Below are 15,308 nucleotides of genomic sequence, written 5' to 3'. Positions count from 1 at the left end.
ACACACCGACACTTTCGGTATCAGACCATGGAATAAAACTGCGTGAGATTGTTTGCACAATTAGGTTGGTATTTTCGCCGTGAATGGCACCGGTATGTAGGGGCGGTGCTACTACTGATTATTATCGCTATTCTGCAATTAATTCCGCCCAAGTTGGTGGGGGTTATTGTAGACGGTATAAGCACAAAACAGATGTCCACCAATATGTTATTGGTTTGGATTGGCGTGATGCTCGCGACTGCCGTGGTGGTCTATTTGTTGCGTTATGTCTGGCGAGTCTTATTATTTGGTGCCTCTTATCAGTTGGCGGTGGAACTGAGATCTGATTTTTATCGTCAGCTGAGTCGGCAAACTCCCGGTTTTTATTTACGTCATCGCACTGGCGATTTAATGGCCCGCGCCACCAATGATGTCGATCGCGTTGTCTTCGCTGCTGGTGAAGGGGTATTAACGCTGGTCGATTCACTGGTCATGGGGTGTGCGGTATTGATTGTCATGAGCACCCAAATCAGCTGGCAATTAACACTGTTATCGCTATTACCGATGCCCATCATGGCGATAGTGATTAAGTATTACGGTGACCAACTTCACCAGCGTTTTAAATCCGCTCAGGGTGCCTTTTCTTTACTTAATAATCAGGCTCAAGAGAGCCTGACCAGTATTCGCATGATTAAGGCCTTTGGTCTGGAAGATCGTCAGTCACAACAGTTTGCTCAAGTGGCGGCAGAAACCGGGGCGAAGAATATGTATGTGGCCCGCATTGACGCCCGCTTTGACCCTACAATTTATGTTGCTATTGGTGTCGCTAATTTATTAGCGATTGGTGGCGGTAGCTGGATGGTGGTGAATAACAGCATTACCTTGGGGCAATTAACCAGTTTTGTTATGTATTTGGGGCTAATGATTTGGCCGATGCTGGCATTGGCGTGGATGTTTAATATTGTTGAGCGCGGTAGTGCCGCTTATAGCCGCATCCGCAGTTTGTTGGATGAAGCGCCTGTGGTTAAAGATGGTCACATTGCTTTGTCTGATGTGCGTGACACATTAGCGGTTAATATTCGTCATTTTTGTTATCCAGGCAATGATCAACCGGCACTACATAATGTGGCACTGACGCTGGTTCCAGGGGCCATGCTGGGGCTATGTGGTCCAACAGGTTCGGGTAAGAGTACCTTGCTGGCCTTAATCCAGCGGCAATTTGATATTGATGACGGTGTTATTTGTTATCAGGGGCATCCGCTGTCGGATATTCGGTTGAATGATTGGCGTGGCCGTTTATCGGTCGTTAGTCAGACCCCCTTTCTGTTCTCCGATACGGTGGCCGGTAATATTGCCTTGGGTAAACCCGATGCGACCCCCGCACAGATTGAGCAGGCTGCCCGCTTGGCCTGTGTACATGAAGATATTTTGCGTCTGCCACAGGGGTATGACACTGAAGTGGGCGAGCGTGGAGTGATGTTGTCTGGTGGTCAAAAACAGCGCATATCCATTGCCAGAGCGCTTTTGTTGGATGCTGAAATACTTATTCTTGATGATGCGCTTTCTGCGGTTGATGGCCAGACGGAGTATGAAATTTTAAAAAACCTGCGTGAGTGGGGAGAACATCGCACCGTCATTATCAGTGCGCATCGCCTTTCTGCATTGACAGAAGCCAGCGAGATTCTGGTGATGCAACATGGCGATGTGATGCAGCGGGGGGCCCACAACCTTTTAGTCAATCAGACGGGTTGGTATCGGGAGATGTACCGCTATCAGCAATTAGAAGCCGCATTGGATGACGGTGAGCAGGAGGTCGAAGCCGATGAGTAACGTTCAGCAACTTTGGCCGACGTTGAAACGCCTGCTTTCCTATGGTTCGCCTTATCGTAAACCGCTGGGGCTGGCAGTCTTAATGCTGTGGGTTGCAGCAGCAGCAGAGGTGAGTGGTCCACTACTGATCAGTTATTTTATTGACCATGTAGTCGCCAAAGGCACATTACCTCTGGGGCTAGTTAGTGGTTTGGTATTGGCCTATCTGTTGTTGCAATTATTGGCCGCGACATTGCACTATTTTCAGGCATTGCTGTTTAACCGTGCGGCAGTGGGGGTCGTTCAGCGGCTACGCATTGATGTGATGGATGCCGCATTACGCCAACCCCTCAGTGCTTTTGATACTCAGCCTGTTGGGCAGTTGATTTCCCGAGTAACCAATGACACCGAAGTGATCAAAGATTTATATGTCATGGTGGTTTCTACGGTTTTGAAAAGTGCGGCCTTAATTAGCGCGATGCTGGTAGCGATGTTTAGTCTGGATTGGCGGATGGCGCTGATTTCAATTTGTATCTTCCCTGCGGTGTTGGTGGTGATGACCATCTATCAGCGCTATAGCACTCCTATAGTTCGCCGGGTACGATCCTATCTGGCTGATATTAACGATGGTTTTAATGAAATAATTAATGGTATGGGCGTCATTCAGCAATTCCGTCAGCAGGCCCGCTTCGGGGAGCGCATGGCGTCTGCCAGCCGTGCGCATTATGTTGCCCGGATGCAAACCTTACGGCTGGAGGGTTTTCTATTACGCCCTTTATTGAGCCTATTCTCTGCCTTGGTGTTATGCGGTTTACTGCTGCTTTTCGGTTTCAGCCCTGAAGGTTCTGTGGGGGTAGGTGTGCTGTATGCGTTCATTAACTACCTTGGCCGCTTGAATGAGCCGTTGATTGAACTGACATCACAGCAATCAATTATGCAACAGGCTGTGGTGGCAGGAGAGCGTATTTTTGATCTGATGGATCGTGCGCAGCAGGGTTATGGTAGCGACAATACTCCCTTGAACAGTGGTCGTATTCAGGTAGAAAACGTCAGCTTTGCGTATCGCTCGGATAAAATGGTGCTACACAATATTTCTCTCGATGTCCCCTCCCGTGGATTTGTGGCTTTAGTTGGGCACACTGGCAGTGGCAAAAGTACGCTAGCTAACCTGTTGATGGGCTACTATCCCATTCAGCAAGGTGAGATTTTGCTTGATGATCGGCCATTATCACGCCTCTCCCATCAGGCTTTGCGCCAGGGGGTAGCGTTGGTACAACAAGATCCCGTGGTGTTGGCCGACTCCTTCTTTGCGAATATCACCCTTGGGCGTGACATCAGTGAACAGCAAGTGTGGGAGGCACTCGAAACCGTCCAATTGGCACCGTTGGTTCGTGCCTTACCTGATGGCTTGTACAGTTTACTTGGGGAACAGGGCAATACCTTGTCTGTTGGGCAAAAACAGTTGCTGGCGATGGCTCGGGTGTTGGTGCAAACGCCACAAATCCTGATTCTGGATGAAGCAACTGCGAATATTGATTCTGGCACTGAACAGGCTATTCAGCGGGCATTACAGGTGATTCGAAAAAATACCACGCTGGTGGTTATTGCTCATCGTCTTTCGACGATTGTGGATGCGGATACTATTCTGGTACTGCACCGTGGTGTTGCAGTTGAGCAGGGGAGTCATCAAGCGCTGTTGGCTGCCCGTGGGTGTTATTATCAGATGTACCAGCTACAGTTAGTCAGCGAAGATTTGGCTGCCATTGATCAGGGAGCTATTGATAAAGGCTCTATTGATCAAAGCGCTATTGCTCAAGCCGGAATAACTGTGAGTTAAGCGGTGCCACGTGGGGTGATGTCGCCCCACGCTATTTACTTACTTACTTACTTACTTACTTACTTACTTACTCACTTACTTACTTACTTACTCACTTACTTACTTACTTACTTACTTACTCACTTACTCACTTACTCACTTACTGATTCTCGTCCTCTGCTCTTAAGGGGTAGGCAGCCCTTTGAATGCCCATATTTACCGCTACATCGCACTATCATCTTGCAAGCCCATCCATCTTGCAAGCCCATCCATCTTGCATACTCATCGCCTGTTAGCCGCCCTCCAGACTGCTGACAAACCCCGATGACTTGATCTTGAACGGTGAGGATAGGCAGAGGAGTAAAGCGTCCGCGCCAGGGATGGCGCGGCTCGAGCCTACATGGATGTATTTACGGCGTCTTTACGATCTGCCTGTTCTCTCCGTCGCGGGCACTTTGTCAATAACCTCAATATGCACTTTTGCAAGGCTCATTGCACCAATTTGGTGCACTAAAGCAATTCAATCGCGGTAGCTGCATTGACCCTCTCTGGTTTTACTTATCTCAATCTCCCTATACACGCTATTTTTACACTAAATTATCGCCGTCATTACTTATGGCATAGCCTTTGCTTTATCTGTTTCGTGGCAGACGTGAATTCGACTTAATTCGAGAAGGGGCAAATATGAAGCTGGTTACCGTGGTGATAAAACCATTTAAGCTGGAAGATGTGCGAGAAGCCTTATCCTCTGTAGGTATTCAGGGGCTGACCGTAACCGAAGTCAAAGGATTTGGTCGCCAGAAAGGGCATGCAGAGCTTTATCGAGGAGCTGAATACAGCGTCAATTTCTTACCCAAAGTAAAAATTGATATCGCCATCGCCGATGATCAATTAGATGAAGTGATCGATGTGATCAGTAAAGCGGCCTATACCGGCAAAATTGGTGATGGCAAAATTTTCGTTACTGAATTGCAACGTGTTATTCGCATCCGTACTGGCGAAACAGACGAAGCAGCGCTGTAATTTGCAGGCTCAAATATAGAAAATAGGGATGGGTTGATGATGAAAAAACTTTTATCCGTGTTGGGCCTGGGTGCGGTAGTACTGCTACCTTCTTGGGCAATGGCGGCAGTTCCGGCAGTTGCTGACAAAGCAGATAATGCTTTTATGATGATTTGCACTGCGTTAGTACTGTTTATGACGATACCCGGTATTGCCCTGTTCTACGGTGGCCTGTTGCGCTCCAAAAACGTATTGTCGATGATGACTCAGGTCATGGTGAGTTTTGCTTTGGTATGTGTTTTGTGGATTCTCTACGGCTACAGCCTAGCGTTTAGTGCGGGTAATGCGTTCTTCGGCAGTTTTGATATGGCCATGCTGAAAGGTATTGAGCTGACTAGCCTGAGTGGCTCATTCTATCAATATATTCATGTCGTGTTCCAAGCTTCATTTGCCTGTATCACAGTTGCTCTGATTGTGGGTTCATTCGCAGAGCGTATTCGTTTCTCAGCAGTATTAATTTTTGCTGTGCTGTGGTTCACCTTCTCTTATCTACCAATAGCGCACATGGTATGGGGTGGTGGTTTCCTGGCAATGGATGGAGCGCTGGACTTTGCAGGCGGTACAGTGGTGCACATTAACGCCGCTGTTGCTGGTTTGGTCGGGGCTTATCTGTTGGGTAAACGTGCCGGATTCGGTAAAGAGGCCTTCAAACCTCATAATTTACCGATGGTCTTTACCGGTACGGCGATTCTGTATATTGGCTGGTTTGGCTTCAATGCCGGTTCAGCCAGTGCTGCGAACGAAATTGCAGCGCTAGCGTTCTTGAATACTGTCGTTGCAACGGCGGGCGCCATCCTCTCGTGGGTATTTGCTGAGTGGATTTTACGAGGTAAACCTTCGCTGTTGGGTGCATGTTCCGGTTGTATTGCAGGCTTGGTTGCGATCACCCCTGCAGCGGGTACGGTAGGTGTTGGCGGTGCATTGATTATTGGTCTGGTTGGTGGTGTTGCTGGCCTATGGGGGGTAGTACTACTGAAAAAATGGCTACGGGTCGATGATACCTGTGATGTCTTCGGTGTTCATGGTGTGTGTGGCATCGTCGGTTGTATTCTGACTGGCGTCTTCACCTCGGCGTCGTTGGGCGGTACTGGTTATGCTGCTGGGGTAACCATGGGGCATCAAGTTGGCGTTCAGTTATTCAGTGTTGGTGTGACAGTGGTTTGGTCAGGTGTTGTTGCCTTCATTGCCTTTAAAATTGCGGGCTTGATTGTGGGCCTGAGGGTACCTGAAGAGCAAGAGCGCGAAGGTCTGGATGTTAACAGCCACGGCGAAAATGCATACAACCAATAAGTTACGTCGCCATCAACCGTTAGCATGTCGGTAAGTTAAAAAGAAAAAAGACATAAAGAAAAGTAGGGCAGTTTCTGGAGAATAATGGGGCGTCGTTAAATGCCGTTTCAGTAATACCAGCTGCGCATAAAAATACATAATAACGATGAAGTACAGGGGCGATGGTGGCATCGCCCCTGTGTTATTTTATTTTTCATCAACTGGTTGAGATAACGCCTCACTGATCTATGCCACCCGCATCAGTGATGTAAACGAATCACACCTTCCTGCACAGTAGAAGCCACCAATACCCCTTCCCGGTTATAGATTTGCCCTCGAACGAAACCACGGGCACCTGACGCAGAAGTACTTTCTACGGCATAGAGTAACCAGTCATCCAAACGGAATGGCCGATGGAACCACATGGAGTGGTCGATAGTGGCGATTTGCATACCGGGTTCAAGGAAACCAATGCCGTGTGGTTGTAAAGCCGTGGGCAGGAAATTAAAGTCGGAGGCATAACCCAGTAAATATTGGTGAACCCTTAGGTCATCCGGCATTTTGCCATTAGCACGGAACCAGACATGGCGATGGGGTTCTTCTACACTGCCTTGCAGCGGGTTGTGGAATTTTACCGGGCGCATTTCAATAGGTTGTGTGCCAATAAACTTTTCTCGCACTTTCTCGGGGATCAAGTGCGAAAATTGGCGGGCAATATCCGTTTCGGACATTAACCCTTCCGGTGATGGGACGTCTGGCATTGTATTTTGGTGCTCAAACCCTTCTTCCTGACTTTGGAACGAGGCCGTCATATAAAAGATAGGCTTACCATTTTGAATCGCACTGACCCGGCGGGCGCTGAAACTGTTGCCATCACGCAGTGTTTCTACGTCATAAATAATGGGTTTACTGCTGTCTCCAGGGCGCAGAAAATAGCTATGAAATGAGTGAACAGTCCGTTCTGCGGGGACGGTTTGTTTCGCAGCATAAATCGCCTGACCAACAACCTGACCACCAAATACTTGCCGCAAACCTAGATCTTCGCTTTGTCCACGGAAAATGCCTTCTTCAATTTTCTCGAGATCGAGCAGATCGAGCAGTTTTTCTAATGCTTGACTCATGTTGTAGCCCCTGATGGTTGAGTTCATACACAGTGTGCTGAATCAACCCGTCAGTCGTCAATATATTGCCGTGAAACCATTACTCAAGTGATAAATTAATCGTGGGAAGTGATCTGCTGAATACATCAAATTGGGGCGCTTCGGTAATAATTCGAGCTTTATGCTATAATTAGCGCGCTAGGTGGTTGAAGCCACTTATTAACGCAGGCTTTTCTGTGAATAGCCAGCATCTTAATAATAACAAGGAGAGAGGCCTATGAAACCTTGGCAGCCAAAGGCATTATGGCAAATAGTGGGTGGCGCGGCATTAGCAGTAAGCCTGACAGGGTGTGCTCATCAAAGCGCGGAGGCTCCCGTTGCAGCGCCTATAAGTACAGCAACGGTTGCGGCATCGGTCGCACAGTCGACTGTCCATGGGACCGTTAATATTCGTGAACGCGTTGCGTTACCGCCTGATGCGGTGATAACCGTCACATTGTCGGATATCTCACTGGCTGATGCCCCATCGCGAGTTATCGCGCAGAAGGCGGTTCGTACTGAAGGTAAACAGGCACCGTTTACTTACTCCTTACCGTTTAATCCGTCGGATATCCAGCCAAATGCACGCGTCATTGTCAGTGCCGCGATCACCCGTAATGGGCAATTACTGTTTATCACTGATACTATCCAGGAAGTCATAAACCGTGGTGCCGGTACTCAGGCCGATCTATTGCTGGTCCCTGTACCTTCGGTGGCAATTGAAATCGCTCCAGCGCCAAACGCTGCCACGATACAGTAAACAGCCTTATACCCTTCTTATTTGACGTTGCAGCGGTGTTAGTGGCTCCCCCCTCCAATCACTGACATAGGTCAGTTCATTGGAGTCCGCAGGTTGTGCCGTACTGCAACGCCACTTACGTTGGGTATATCCGCTATCACATCGCGCTAGCTGTATTGCCAACGATATTGCTGCAAATTAATTCGACCAGCAGCATCTACACAAATACCTTCTGCAACGAGCGCCTTTTTTTGCCTAAAATAATCATTGCCTGTTAATGATATCTCACCATGTCGATTAATTACCCGGTGCCAGGGTAGTGCAGACCCCTCTGGTAAGCGCTTTAGCACGCCGCCAACTTGCCTGGCAGCTCTTGGGGAACCAATTAACTGTGCTATATCACCATAGGTCGCTACCTGCCCATAGGGGATCGCAGCAACCACATGGAATACCCGCTGACGAAAGCTATCGGCTACCGGCGGCGTATTTTGCTCTGTAGTGTAATCTGGTTTTTGGTGTTCATCCTGATTTGAATGACGGTTTTCTGAGGGTGACACAGCATTCTCTCTTTTAACCGATGGCTTGCGTGGCCTGTTGTAGCCCACAGCAACATGGATACCCAGCACTATGGGGGATTTTATTCCAGAGGAAAATAGATTTAGCCTGATGTGAGCATTTACTGGGCAAGAAACCATCGGTTAGCGTGTGTTGTCTTGCTATTTTTCGGGGCATGGTCAATAATGCCCACCGCTCCAGAATACAGGGGCCGTTAATATCAATGGAGGCCCTGTTGGTTCTCCCGCAACACTAACTTGTGAACTCGGTCAGGTCCGGAAGGAAGCAGCCGCAGCAGGCGAGGTGTGTGCCGGGATGTAGCTGGCAGGGCCTCCACCAATTCAGCCTTACCGTATTTCCACTTTATCAGTTTATCGCTATTTCCTATTTCCCCACTGTTTCTCTGCATCATCACTATTTTTCTGTGTCATCACAGCTCTGAGTTCAGTCTCTGGGACCTTTCGCCGTAAACGTCATTTATCAGTGGATTTTTATTTCCGACACGATTGAGCAAAGAAATTGTCGTCAGGGAAAATAAGATTCCTCCCATTCTGGACGAGTGGTTTGATTTTTATTTATGTATTAGGTTTGTAAAATACGGCTGATTAATAATATCTTATAATTATTAGACTATGGGGCTGAATTTGAATGAGCAAACAAATGAATACATTTGTTACTTAAATGATCTTACATTAGTTTGATAACACTCAATTTTCACCTAAGAATAGGTAGGCAGAAATACGGGATTGAACGCTAATCTCCAATACCGCCACTAGACCAATAATTTTATTAAGAATTAAAACATAAGCCAATCATCAAACCCATTGAAGCCGATAGCGATTATCGGCTCAACGTTGTGTGTCTTAACCAGCGTTAAGCAGACTATTTCACATGTTGCCAAACAGTAGGTGGAATTTTATCATAAAGCTTATTCATCGTTAGTTCAGCCAGGCGATGGTCTGCTGCTGAGTAAAACAATTCCAGTTCATCATCAGAAAGTTCGTACTTATTTTTTTCAATTACACGTTCTAACGTATCGATAGTCGTACATTTTCTTAAACGCATCAGGTAGTCAGTTTTTGTCATGGTGGTTTTTCTTCTCGATATACAAATTAATATTGGTGAAACTATCCCTTAAGTTTTCATCAGGGTACATACGTATTCCCCTGAGAAAAGTCTGAATAAATGCTCTTTGGTTTTCTGCCAACGACGCAATTCAGGATCATTGATTCCATAACTGCTAAACAGAGTATATGTGTCGTCTAAATATTCTTCCACTAACTCGGAAAGCTCGCTTCCATCCGGGTATTTTATTTTAAAACTCATCACAAATGAAGCTATATGCTCGATCAAATCATTGAGTTGAAGGTTTATGGCCGATGTCGGGTCATTTATCCAGCCATGATGGCTGTCGCCAAGAGTTGCAATACCTTCATCATACAAGCTTTCACATAGAAACTTCAGCTGGGCAATGTCATGCCGCTTAGGCGAGTACTCATCCATATCATCCCCTCCGTAAAGTCTTAATTCGGTGTTGATAACACAATGTGAGTAGATTCGTAGTCATATAAATACAGCTGTCTATCGTTAAAGTAAATAAACTTGCTATGTTATGAATATAAATCATTTCTTCGCTTATCGCGCAACTTTATTACGGAATCTTACAATTCATCCGCAGGAGAAGGCCTGTCATTACTAATTATATCAAAAATGATTTTTTCAGGATGTACAATAAATGTTACAGTGTTTGTTAGGATTTCTTCAGTATTGATATCCAGACAAGCATTAAAAATATACCACTGATATCGGTAAGTCATTGAATGCTGGTTGTCTTTGAGGTTTGTAATCTCAAGAATTTCTAATGATCCAGGTGTGTACCGAGCATCTTCTGAATAATACATTAACCCAGAAACCAAAACTTCCTCAACTGAGTGGATATTATTACGGATAACGTCTTTCAGTAATGAAACTGAGTAATGCTCTGAAGTGAAGTCACCAGCCATTTCATTGTTCATTAATCATCCAGCTATAGGGGTAAAAATACGTCATAACTACATTATAATTGCTGTGAGAAATGCTCGGATATTAGCATTTCAACAATCACCCACATGACTTAAATCAAATTTAATGATATTTTTCAATGTGAATTGTTGAGTGACTTATCACCGTGTTATTTGAACATCATGCTCTGCGATAAAATAACATCTGCAAAATAATTTTTCACATATTTAAAAGGGAGAATCACCACTTAATTTAATTCGCCCTACTATTAACCTGATCCGCTCTGTTGGTTTGGTCACATCTGTCGGTTTGGCCATGAATGTTAATAGCCATATTATTTCTCTGTTTATTGTACGGTGTATTCTTCCACAAACCAAGAGGATTAAACTTGGTGGCAGAGCAACAAAGTCAGAATCAGTCTTGTGAGTATAATATAAGGTCTATTTTCTGTCACCTATGGGGTTAGCAACGGAAGTTGAAGTCAATAATGTGGGGGGGAGATAACACGGATTAGCCAGAAAAAATAAGTGTCTATTTTATTGAAAACCAGATGAATACGCGGTTTCTCAAACCAATAGCTGCGGCCAGTAGCGTTTTATATACGGTAACCAATAGTGAAGCGTTTAAACGTATTGTAGGGCGTTGTAAGTAACCGTATGAGGATATGGGGTATCATCTGATCCGTTACATATTGGGCTCCTAAGCTCCGTCAGGTCTGAGTCTACAGGCGCTTCTCTGATAACAAATGAATAAAAAGGCCTGTTGGCGGCAGAGCACAACGGACCTTTGGTTGACTGATGGTTATTTGGTTGGCCGATAGCTGTTACAACACTCTTATAGCTTATAACAAACTTAACATCAGCGTTTTTTATGGGTTCCTCCCTGAACTGCTTTAAAACGAGGGTTGCTTTTACAAATTACGTACACTCGGCCACGGCGATGGACAATCTTGCAGTCTGGGTGGCGGTTCTTTGCCGAACGTAATGAACTTAATACTTGCATGGTTAACTCTCCAAATTAGTTGGTTTTCTTCGTTAAGAAACTACCGAAGCGTTGGTGGAAGCGTGCGGTACTGCCTTCTTTAGCAAACTCTTTTTGCTTACCGGTGTAGTACGGATGCGAGGCTGAAGAGATATCTAATGTGACGTAAGGGTATGTCTGGCCATCGCGCTCGATTGTCCGCTCAGTGGCAATGGTTGAACCTACAGTAAAATAAGCATCTGCACTGGTATCGTGAAATACCACAGTCCGATACCTAGGGTGGATATTGGGCTTCATAATGATTCCTTTTGATATGTTATAATATAACATTATTATGCGTTTTACTGTTTTCAGTTTCAAGTCCAAAATGAATCTTCATCGCTATTTTTTGTAGAGAGGGGAGGGGGAAAGGATAAGCTCAGTGACTAGTCCTGCTATAGGTTGACACTTTTTTAAAGGATAGAGGGTAATCGCGTTGTGTGCGTTTAACATATTGGTTCATCACATTTTCCTCAGTATGCGAGTTAAATGTGTCAATGTTATTTAGGACGGGGCACGGCAATAAAAAAGGCCGCTTGCGCGGCCTGAGGTTATTGACAAAGTGCCCGCGACGGAGAGAACAGGCAGATCGTAAAGACGCCGTAAATACATCCATGTAGGCTCGAGCCGCGCCATCCTTGGCGCGGACGCTTTACTCCTCTGCCTATCCTCACCGTTCAAGAGTGAGTCATCGGGGTTTGTCAGCAGTCTGAGGCCGCTTGCGCGGCCTTTTAGTATGAACTGATAAGTTGTTGATGCGGTTTATTTCACCGGAGTGTTAACCGGATGACTATGTTCAATATCATCAGACTTTCTACTGAAGCGGCGACGAACCACAACGAAGAATAGCGGAACAAAGAAGATAGCCAGTACGGTCGCAGTGATCATCCCACCCATTACACCGGTACCTACCGCGTTCTGTGCACCAGAACCGGCACCGCTACTGATAACCAGTGGCATTACCCCAAGGATAAAGGCCAGTGAGGTCATCAATATTGGGCGCAGACGCATACGCACCGCTTCCAATGTTGATTCCACCAAGCCCTTACCTTCTTTATCCATCAAGTCTTTGGCAAACTCAACAATCAAGATGGCGTTCTTGGCTGATAGCCCAATGGTGGTCAGCAAGCCTACCTGGAAGTAAACGTCGTTTTCCAACCCACGCAGAGTGGCTGCCAATAATGCACCAACAACCCCGAGCGGTACCACGAGCATAACGGAGAATGGAATCGACCAACTTTCATACAGAGCGGCCAAACACAAGAAGACCACAATCAATGAGATGGCATACAGTGCTGGAGCTTGATTACCCGATAAACGTTCCTGATAGGACATTCCGGTCCAGTCATAGCCTACGCCGCTTGGTAATTTAGCTGCCAGTTCTTGCATCAGATCCATGGCTTCGCCGGTACTCTTACCCGGTGCAGCCTGACCCAGGATCTCCATTGATGGCAACCCGTTATAACGTTCGAGCCGTGGTGAGCCATATTCCCATTTCGCCGTGGAGAAGGTCGCAAATGACACCATCTGACCCATATTATTACGGACATACCACTTATCGATATCATCCGGCAACATACGGAATGGAGCATCGGCCTGTACATAAACTTTCTTTACACGACCTCGGTCGATAAAGTCGTTTACATAACTGCCGCCCATAGCTGAACCCAGCGTGGTATTGATGTCAGAAATAGCAACGCCCAAGGCTTGAGCCTTCTCCTGATCAACTTCCACTTTAAACTGTGGTGTATCTTCCAGCCCGTTAGGACGCACGCCAACCAGCATATCTGGATGTTGTGCTGCCATACCCAACAGTTGGTTACGTGCATCCGTTAATTGTTGATGCCCCAGGTTACCCTGATCAATTAACTGGAAGTCGAAACCGGTAGCCGTACCCAACTCCACAATGGCGGGTAAGTTAAAGGCGAATACCATACCGTCTTTAATTTTTGAGAATGCAGCAGAGGCACGACTGACAATTGCCGGAACTTTATTTTGCTCGCCTTTACGCTCATCCCAGTTCTTCAGACTAACGAATGCCAGGCCGGTGTTCTGACCTTGACCACTGAAACCAAAGCCGTTAACGGTGAACACGGAGTTAACCACGTCTTTTTCTTTGTCGAGATAGTAATCCGTCACCTGGTTCAGTACTTTCTGGGTACGTTCTTGCGTGGCCCCCGAAGGTAATTGCACCATAGTTAGGAACACGCCCTGATCTTCTTCTGGCAGGAATGAAGACGGTAGGCGCATGAAGAGCACCGCCATACCAATCACAATGACCAGATAGATAACCAGATAACGACCTGTGCTGCGCAAAATATTGGCGACACTGTCGGTATAGTGGTGTGTGCTCTTCTCAAACATGTTGTTAAACCAGCCGAAGAAGCCAGTTTTTGGGCCATGCTCGCCTTTCTTGATCGGCTTTAGCATGGTCGCACACAGTGCTGGTGTCAGAATTAATGCCACCAGAACCGAAAGCACCATGGCCGAAACGATAGTGATAGAGAACTGACGGTAAATAGCCCCAGTTGCGCCACCGAAGAAGGCCATAGGGACAAATACCGCAGACAATACCAACGCGATACCAACCAATGCACCCTGGATCTGTTCCATGGATTTTTTGGTTGCTTCTTTCGGTGGTAAGCCCTCCTCTTGCATCACGCGTTCGACGTTTTCCACCACCACAATGGCGTCATCCACCAATAGCCCTATCGCCAGCACCATCCCGAACATCGTTAGGGTGTTTATCGAATAGCCAAAGGCGGACAAAATAGCAAAGGTACCCAATAGCACTACCGGCACCGCAATCGTTGGGATCAAGGTTGCGCGGAAGTTCTGGAGGAACAGGTACATTACCAAGAACACCAAGATAATGGCTTCGATCAGTGTCTTAACCACTTCGTTAATCGAAATTTTAACAAATGGTGTGGTGTCATACGGATAAACTACGGTCAACCCCGATGGGAAGAATGGCTGTAATTTAGCCAGTTCGGCTTTTACTGCTGCCGAGGTGTTCAAGGCGTTAGCACCGGTGGCCAGTTTAATACCAATACCTGCCGCCGGTTTACCGTTATAACGGGCAATGATGTTATAGCTTTCAGCACCCAGTTTAACGATAGCCACATCTTTCAAGCGAACTTGCGACCCGTCGGTATTTACTTTAAGTAATATCTGGCTGAACTCTTCTGCATTGGTCAAACGGGTTTGCGCAATGATTGATGAGTTCAATTCCTGACCCGGTACTGGTGGTGTCCCTCCTAACTGACCCGCAGCAACCTGGTTGTTCTGTATTTTTATCGCGTTAATAACATCGACCGGTGTTAGCTTGTAGTTATTCAGCTTATGCGGGTCCATCCAGATACGCATGGCATATTGGGAACCGAACAACTGAACATCACCTACCCCTGGCGTACGGCTGATGGGATCTTTAATGTTAGAGCCCACATAGTCGGCGATATCTTCCTGCTGCATCGTACCGTTTTCAGAAATAAAGCCGGCAACCATCAGGAAGCTACTACTGGACTTTTCAACGCTCACGCCTTGTTGCTGCACTTCTTGTGGCAACAGTGGCATGGCTAATTGCAGTTTATTCTGGACCTGAACCTGAGCAATATCTGGGTCAGTGCCAGAGTTAAAGGTTAACGTCAACTGAACGTTACCGGAGGAGTCACTGCTGGAAGACATATATAGCAGGTTATCGATGCCGTTCATGTTCTGTTCGATAACCTGCGTCACTGTATTCTGCACAGTTGTCGCATCGGCGCCAGGATAGTTGGCGGCAATTGTAATCGCCGGTGGCGCAATGGTCGGATATTGCGCTACTGGTAATTTCATTATCGCAAGGGCACCAGCCAACATAATGATGATGGCGATGACCCAAGCGAAAATAGGGCGATCTATAAAGAACTTAGCCATGAAT

13 protein-coding genes, 1 other RNA gene and 1 pseudogene are annotated in these 15,308 nt (G+C 46.6%); 7 read left to right on the top strand and 8 right to left on the bottom strand.

The window, feature by feature from the left end:
• Nucleotides 1-42 precede the first annotated feature (42 nt).
• From AC971_RS06530 to amtB, 5 genes and pseudogenes are all read left to right on the top strand, one after another.
• Entirely contained in the window at nucleotides 43-1,809 is a 1,767-nt protein-coding gene (locus AC971_RS06530) for a SmdA family multidrug ABC transporter permease/ATP-binding protein (RefSeq protein ID WP_025382845.1), read from the top strand.
• Entirely contained in the window at nucleotides 1,802-3,625 is a 1,824-nt protein-coding gene (locus AC971_RS06525; RefSeq protein WP_025382846.1) for a SmdB family multidrug efflux ABC transporter permease/ATP-binding protein, read from the top strand. The genes AC971_RS06530 and AC971_RS06525 overlap by 8 nt, the downstream gene beginning before the upstream one ends.
• Nucleotides 3,626-4,004: 379 nt before the next feature.
• Nucleotides 4,005-4,073 (top strand): annotated as a pseudogene (locus AC971_RS25055) (gluconate 5-dehydrogenase); the annotation flags it as partial.
• Between the two features lie 215 nt (nucleotides 4,074-4,288).
• Complete coding sequence (glnK, locus tag AC971_RS06520; protein WP_025382847.1) at nucleotides 4,289-4,627, top strand: P-II family nitrogen regulator; 339 nt, start codon at nucleotides 4,289-4,291, stop codon at nucleotides 4,625-4,627.
• Between the two features lie 39 nt (nucleotides 4,628-4,666).
• Nucleotides 4,667-5,956: an ammonium transporter AmtB gene (gene amtB, locus AC971_RS06515; RefSeq protein WP_038402569.1), complete on the top strand. Its 1,290-nt coding sequence runs from the start codon at nucleotides 4,667-4,669 to the stop codon at nucleotides 5,954-5,956.
• A 239-nt stretch (nucleotides 5,957-6,195) separates the two neighbouring features.
• Here the strand turns inward: amtB and tesB are convergent, their stop codons facing one another.
• On the bottom strand, nucleotides 6,196-7,056 hold the full coding sequence (gene tesB / locus AC971_RS06510; RefSeq protein WP_025382849.1) for an acyl-CoA thioesterase II: 861 nt from the start codon (nucleotides 7,054-7,056) through the stop codon (nucleotides 6,196-6,198).
• Between the two features lie 256 nt (nucleotides 7,057-7,312).
• On the opposite strand from tesB, the gene AC971_RS06505 reads away from it, so the two are divergent.
• Nucleotides 7,313-7,834, top strand: a complete 522-nt coding sequence (locus AC971_RS06505; RefSeq protein ID WP_025382850.1) for a YbaY family lipoprotein — start codon at nucleotides 7,313-7,315, stop codon at nucleotides 7,832-7,834.
• 146 nt (nucleotides 7,835-7,980) lie between these two features.
• On the opposite strand, the gene AC971_RS06500 is transcribed toward AC971_RS06505, so the two are convergent.
• Nucleotides 7,981-8,370: an MGMT family protein gene (locus AC971_RS06500; protein WP_025382851.1), complete on the bottom strand. Its 390-nt coding sequence runs from the start codon at nucleotides 8,368-8,370 to the stop codon at nucleotides 7,981-7,983.
• A gap of 231 nt (nucleotides 8,371-8,601) precedes the next feature.
• On the opposite strand from AC971_RS06500, the gene ffs reads away from it, so the two are divergent.
• An RNA gene (gene ffs / locus AC971_RS22805) (signal recognition particle sRNA small type) lies at nucleotides 8,602-8,698 on the top strand.
• 552 nt (nucleotides 8,699-9,250) lie between these two features.
• Here ffs and ymoA read toward each other — a convergent pair.
• The 6 genes from ymoA to acrB form a co-directional block, all read right to left on the bottom strand.
• On the bottom strand, nucleotides 9,251-9,454 hold the full coding sequence (gene ymoA, locus AC971_RS06490; protein ID WP_002208622.1) for an expression modulating protein YmoA: 204 nt from the start codon (nucleotides 9,452-9,454) through the stop codon (nucleotides 9,251-9,253).
• 48 nt (nucleotides 9,455-9,502) lie between these two features.
• Nucleotides 9,503-9,871 (bottom strand): Hha toxicity modulator TomB, encoded by a 369-nt coding sequence (tomB, locus tag AC971_RS06485; protein WP_025382853.1) that lies wholly within the window; start codon nucleotides 9,869-9,871, stop codon nucleotides 9,503-9,505.
• Between the two features lie 158 nt (nucleotides 9,872-10,029).
• Nucleotides 10,030-10,383 carry a hypothetical protein gene (locus AC971_RS06480; protein ID WP_025382854.1) on the bottom strand — a complete coding sequence of 118 codons (354 nt, stop codon included), beginning with the start codon at nucleotides 10,381-10,383 and terminating at the stop codon, nucleotides 10,030-10,032.
• Nucleotides 10,384-11,227: 844 nt separating this feature from the next.
• Nucleotides 11,228-11,371, bottom strand: coding sequence for a type B 50S ribosomal protein L36 (gene ykgO / locus AC971_RS21840; RefSeq protein WP_038402146.1), 144 nt, complete (start codon nucleotides 11,369-11,371; stop codon nucleotides 11,228-11,230).
• Between the two features lie 15 nt (nucleotides 11,372-11,386).
• Nucleotides 11,387-11,647 carry a type B 50S ribosomal protein L31 gene (locus AC971_RS06475; RefSeq protein ID WP_025382855.1) on the bottom strand — a complete coding sequence of 87 codons (261 nt, stop codon included), beginning with the start codon at nucleotides 11,645-11,647 and terminating at the stop codon, nucleotides 11,387-11,389.
• 504 nt (nucleotides 11,648-12,151) lie between these two features.
• Nucleotides 12,152-15,304 (bottom strand): efflux RND transporter permease AcrB, encoded by a 3,153-nt coding sequence (gene acrB, locus AC971_RS06470; RefSeq protein ID WP_025382856.1) that lies wholly within the window; start codon nucleotides 15,302-15,304, stop codon nucleotides 12,152-12,154.
• Nucleotides 15,305-15,308: the final 4 nt, after the last annotated feature.

Origin of the sequence: Yersinia similis (assembly GCF_001053095.1) — a bacterium.
Classification (GTDB): Bacteria; Pseudomonadota; Gammaproteobacteria; order Enterobacterales; family Enterobacteriaceae; genus Yersinia; species Yersinia similis.
The sequence above is the reverse complement of the archived record's forward strand: the minus strand, read 5'-3'. Positions and strand labels throughout refer to the sequence as shown.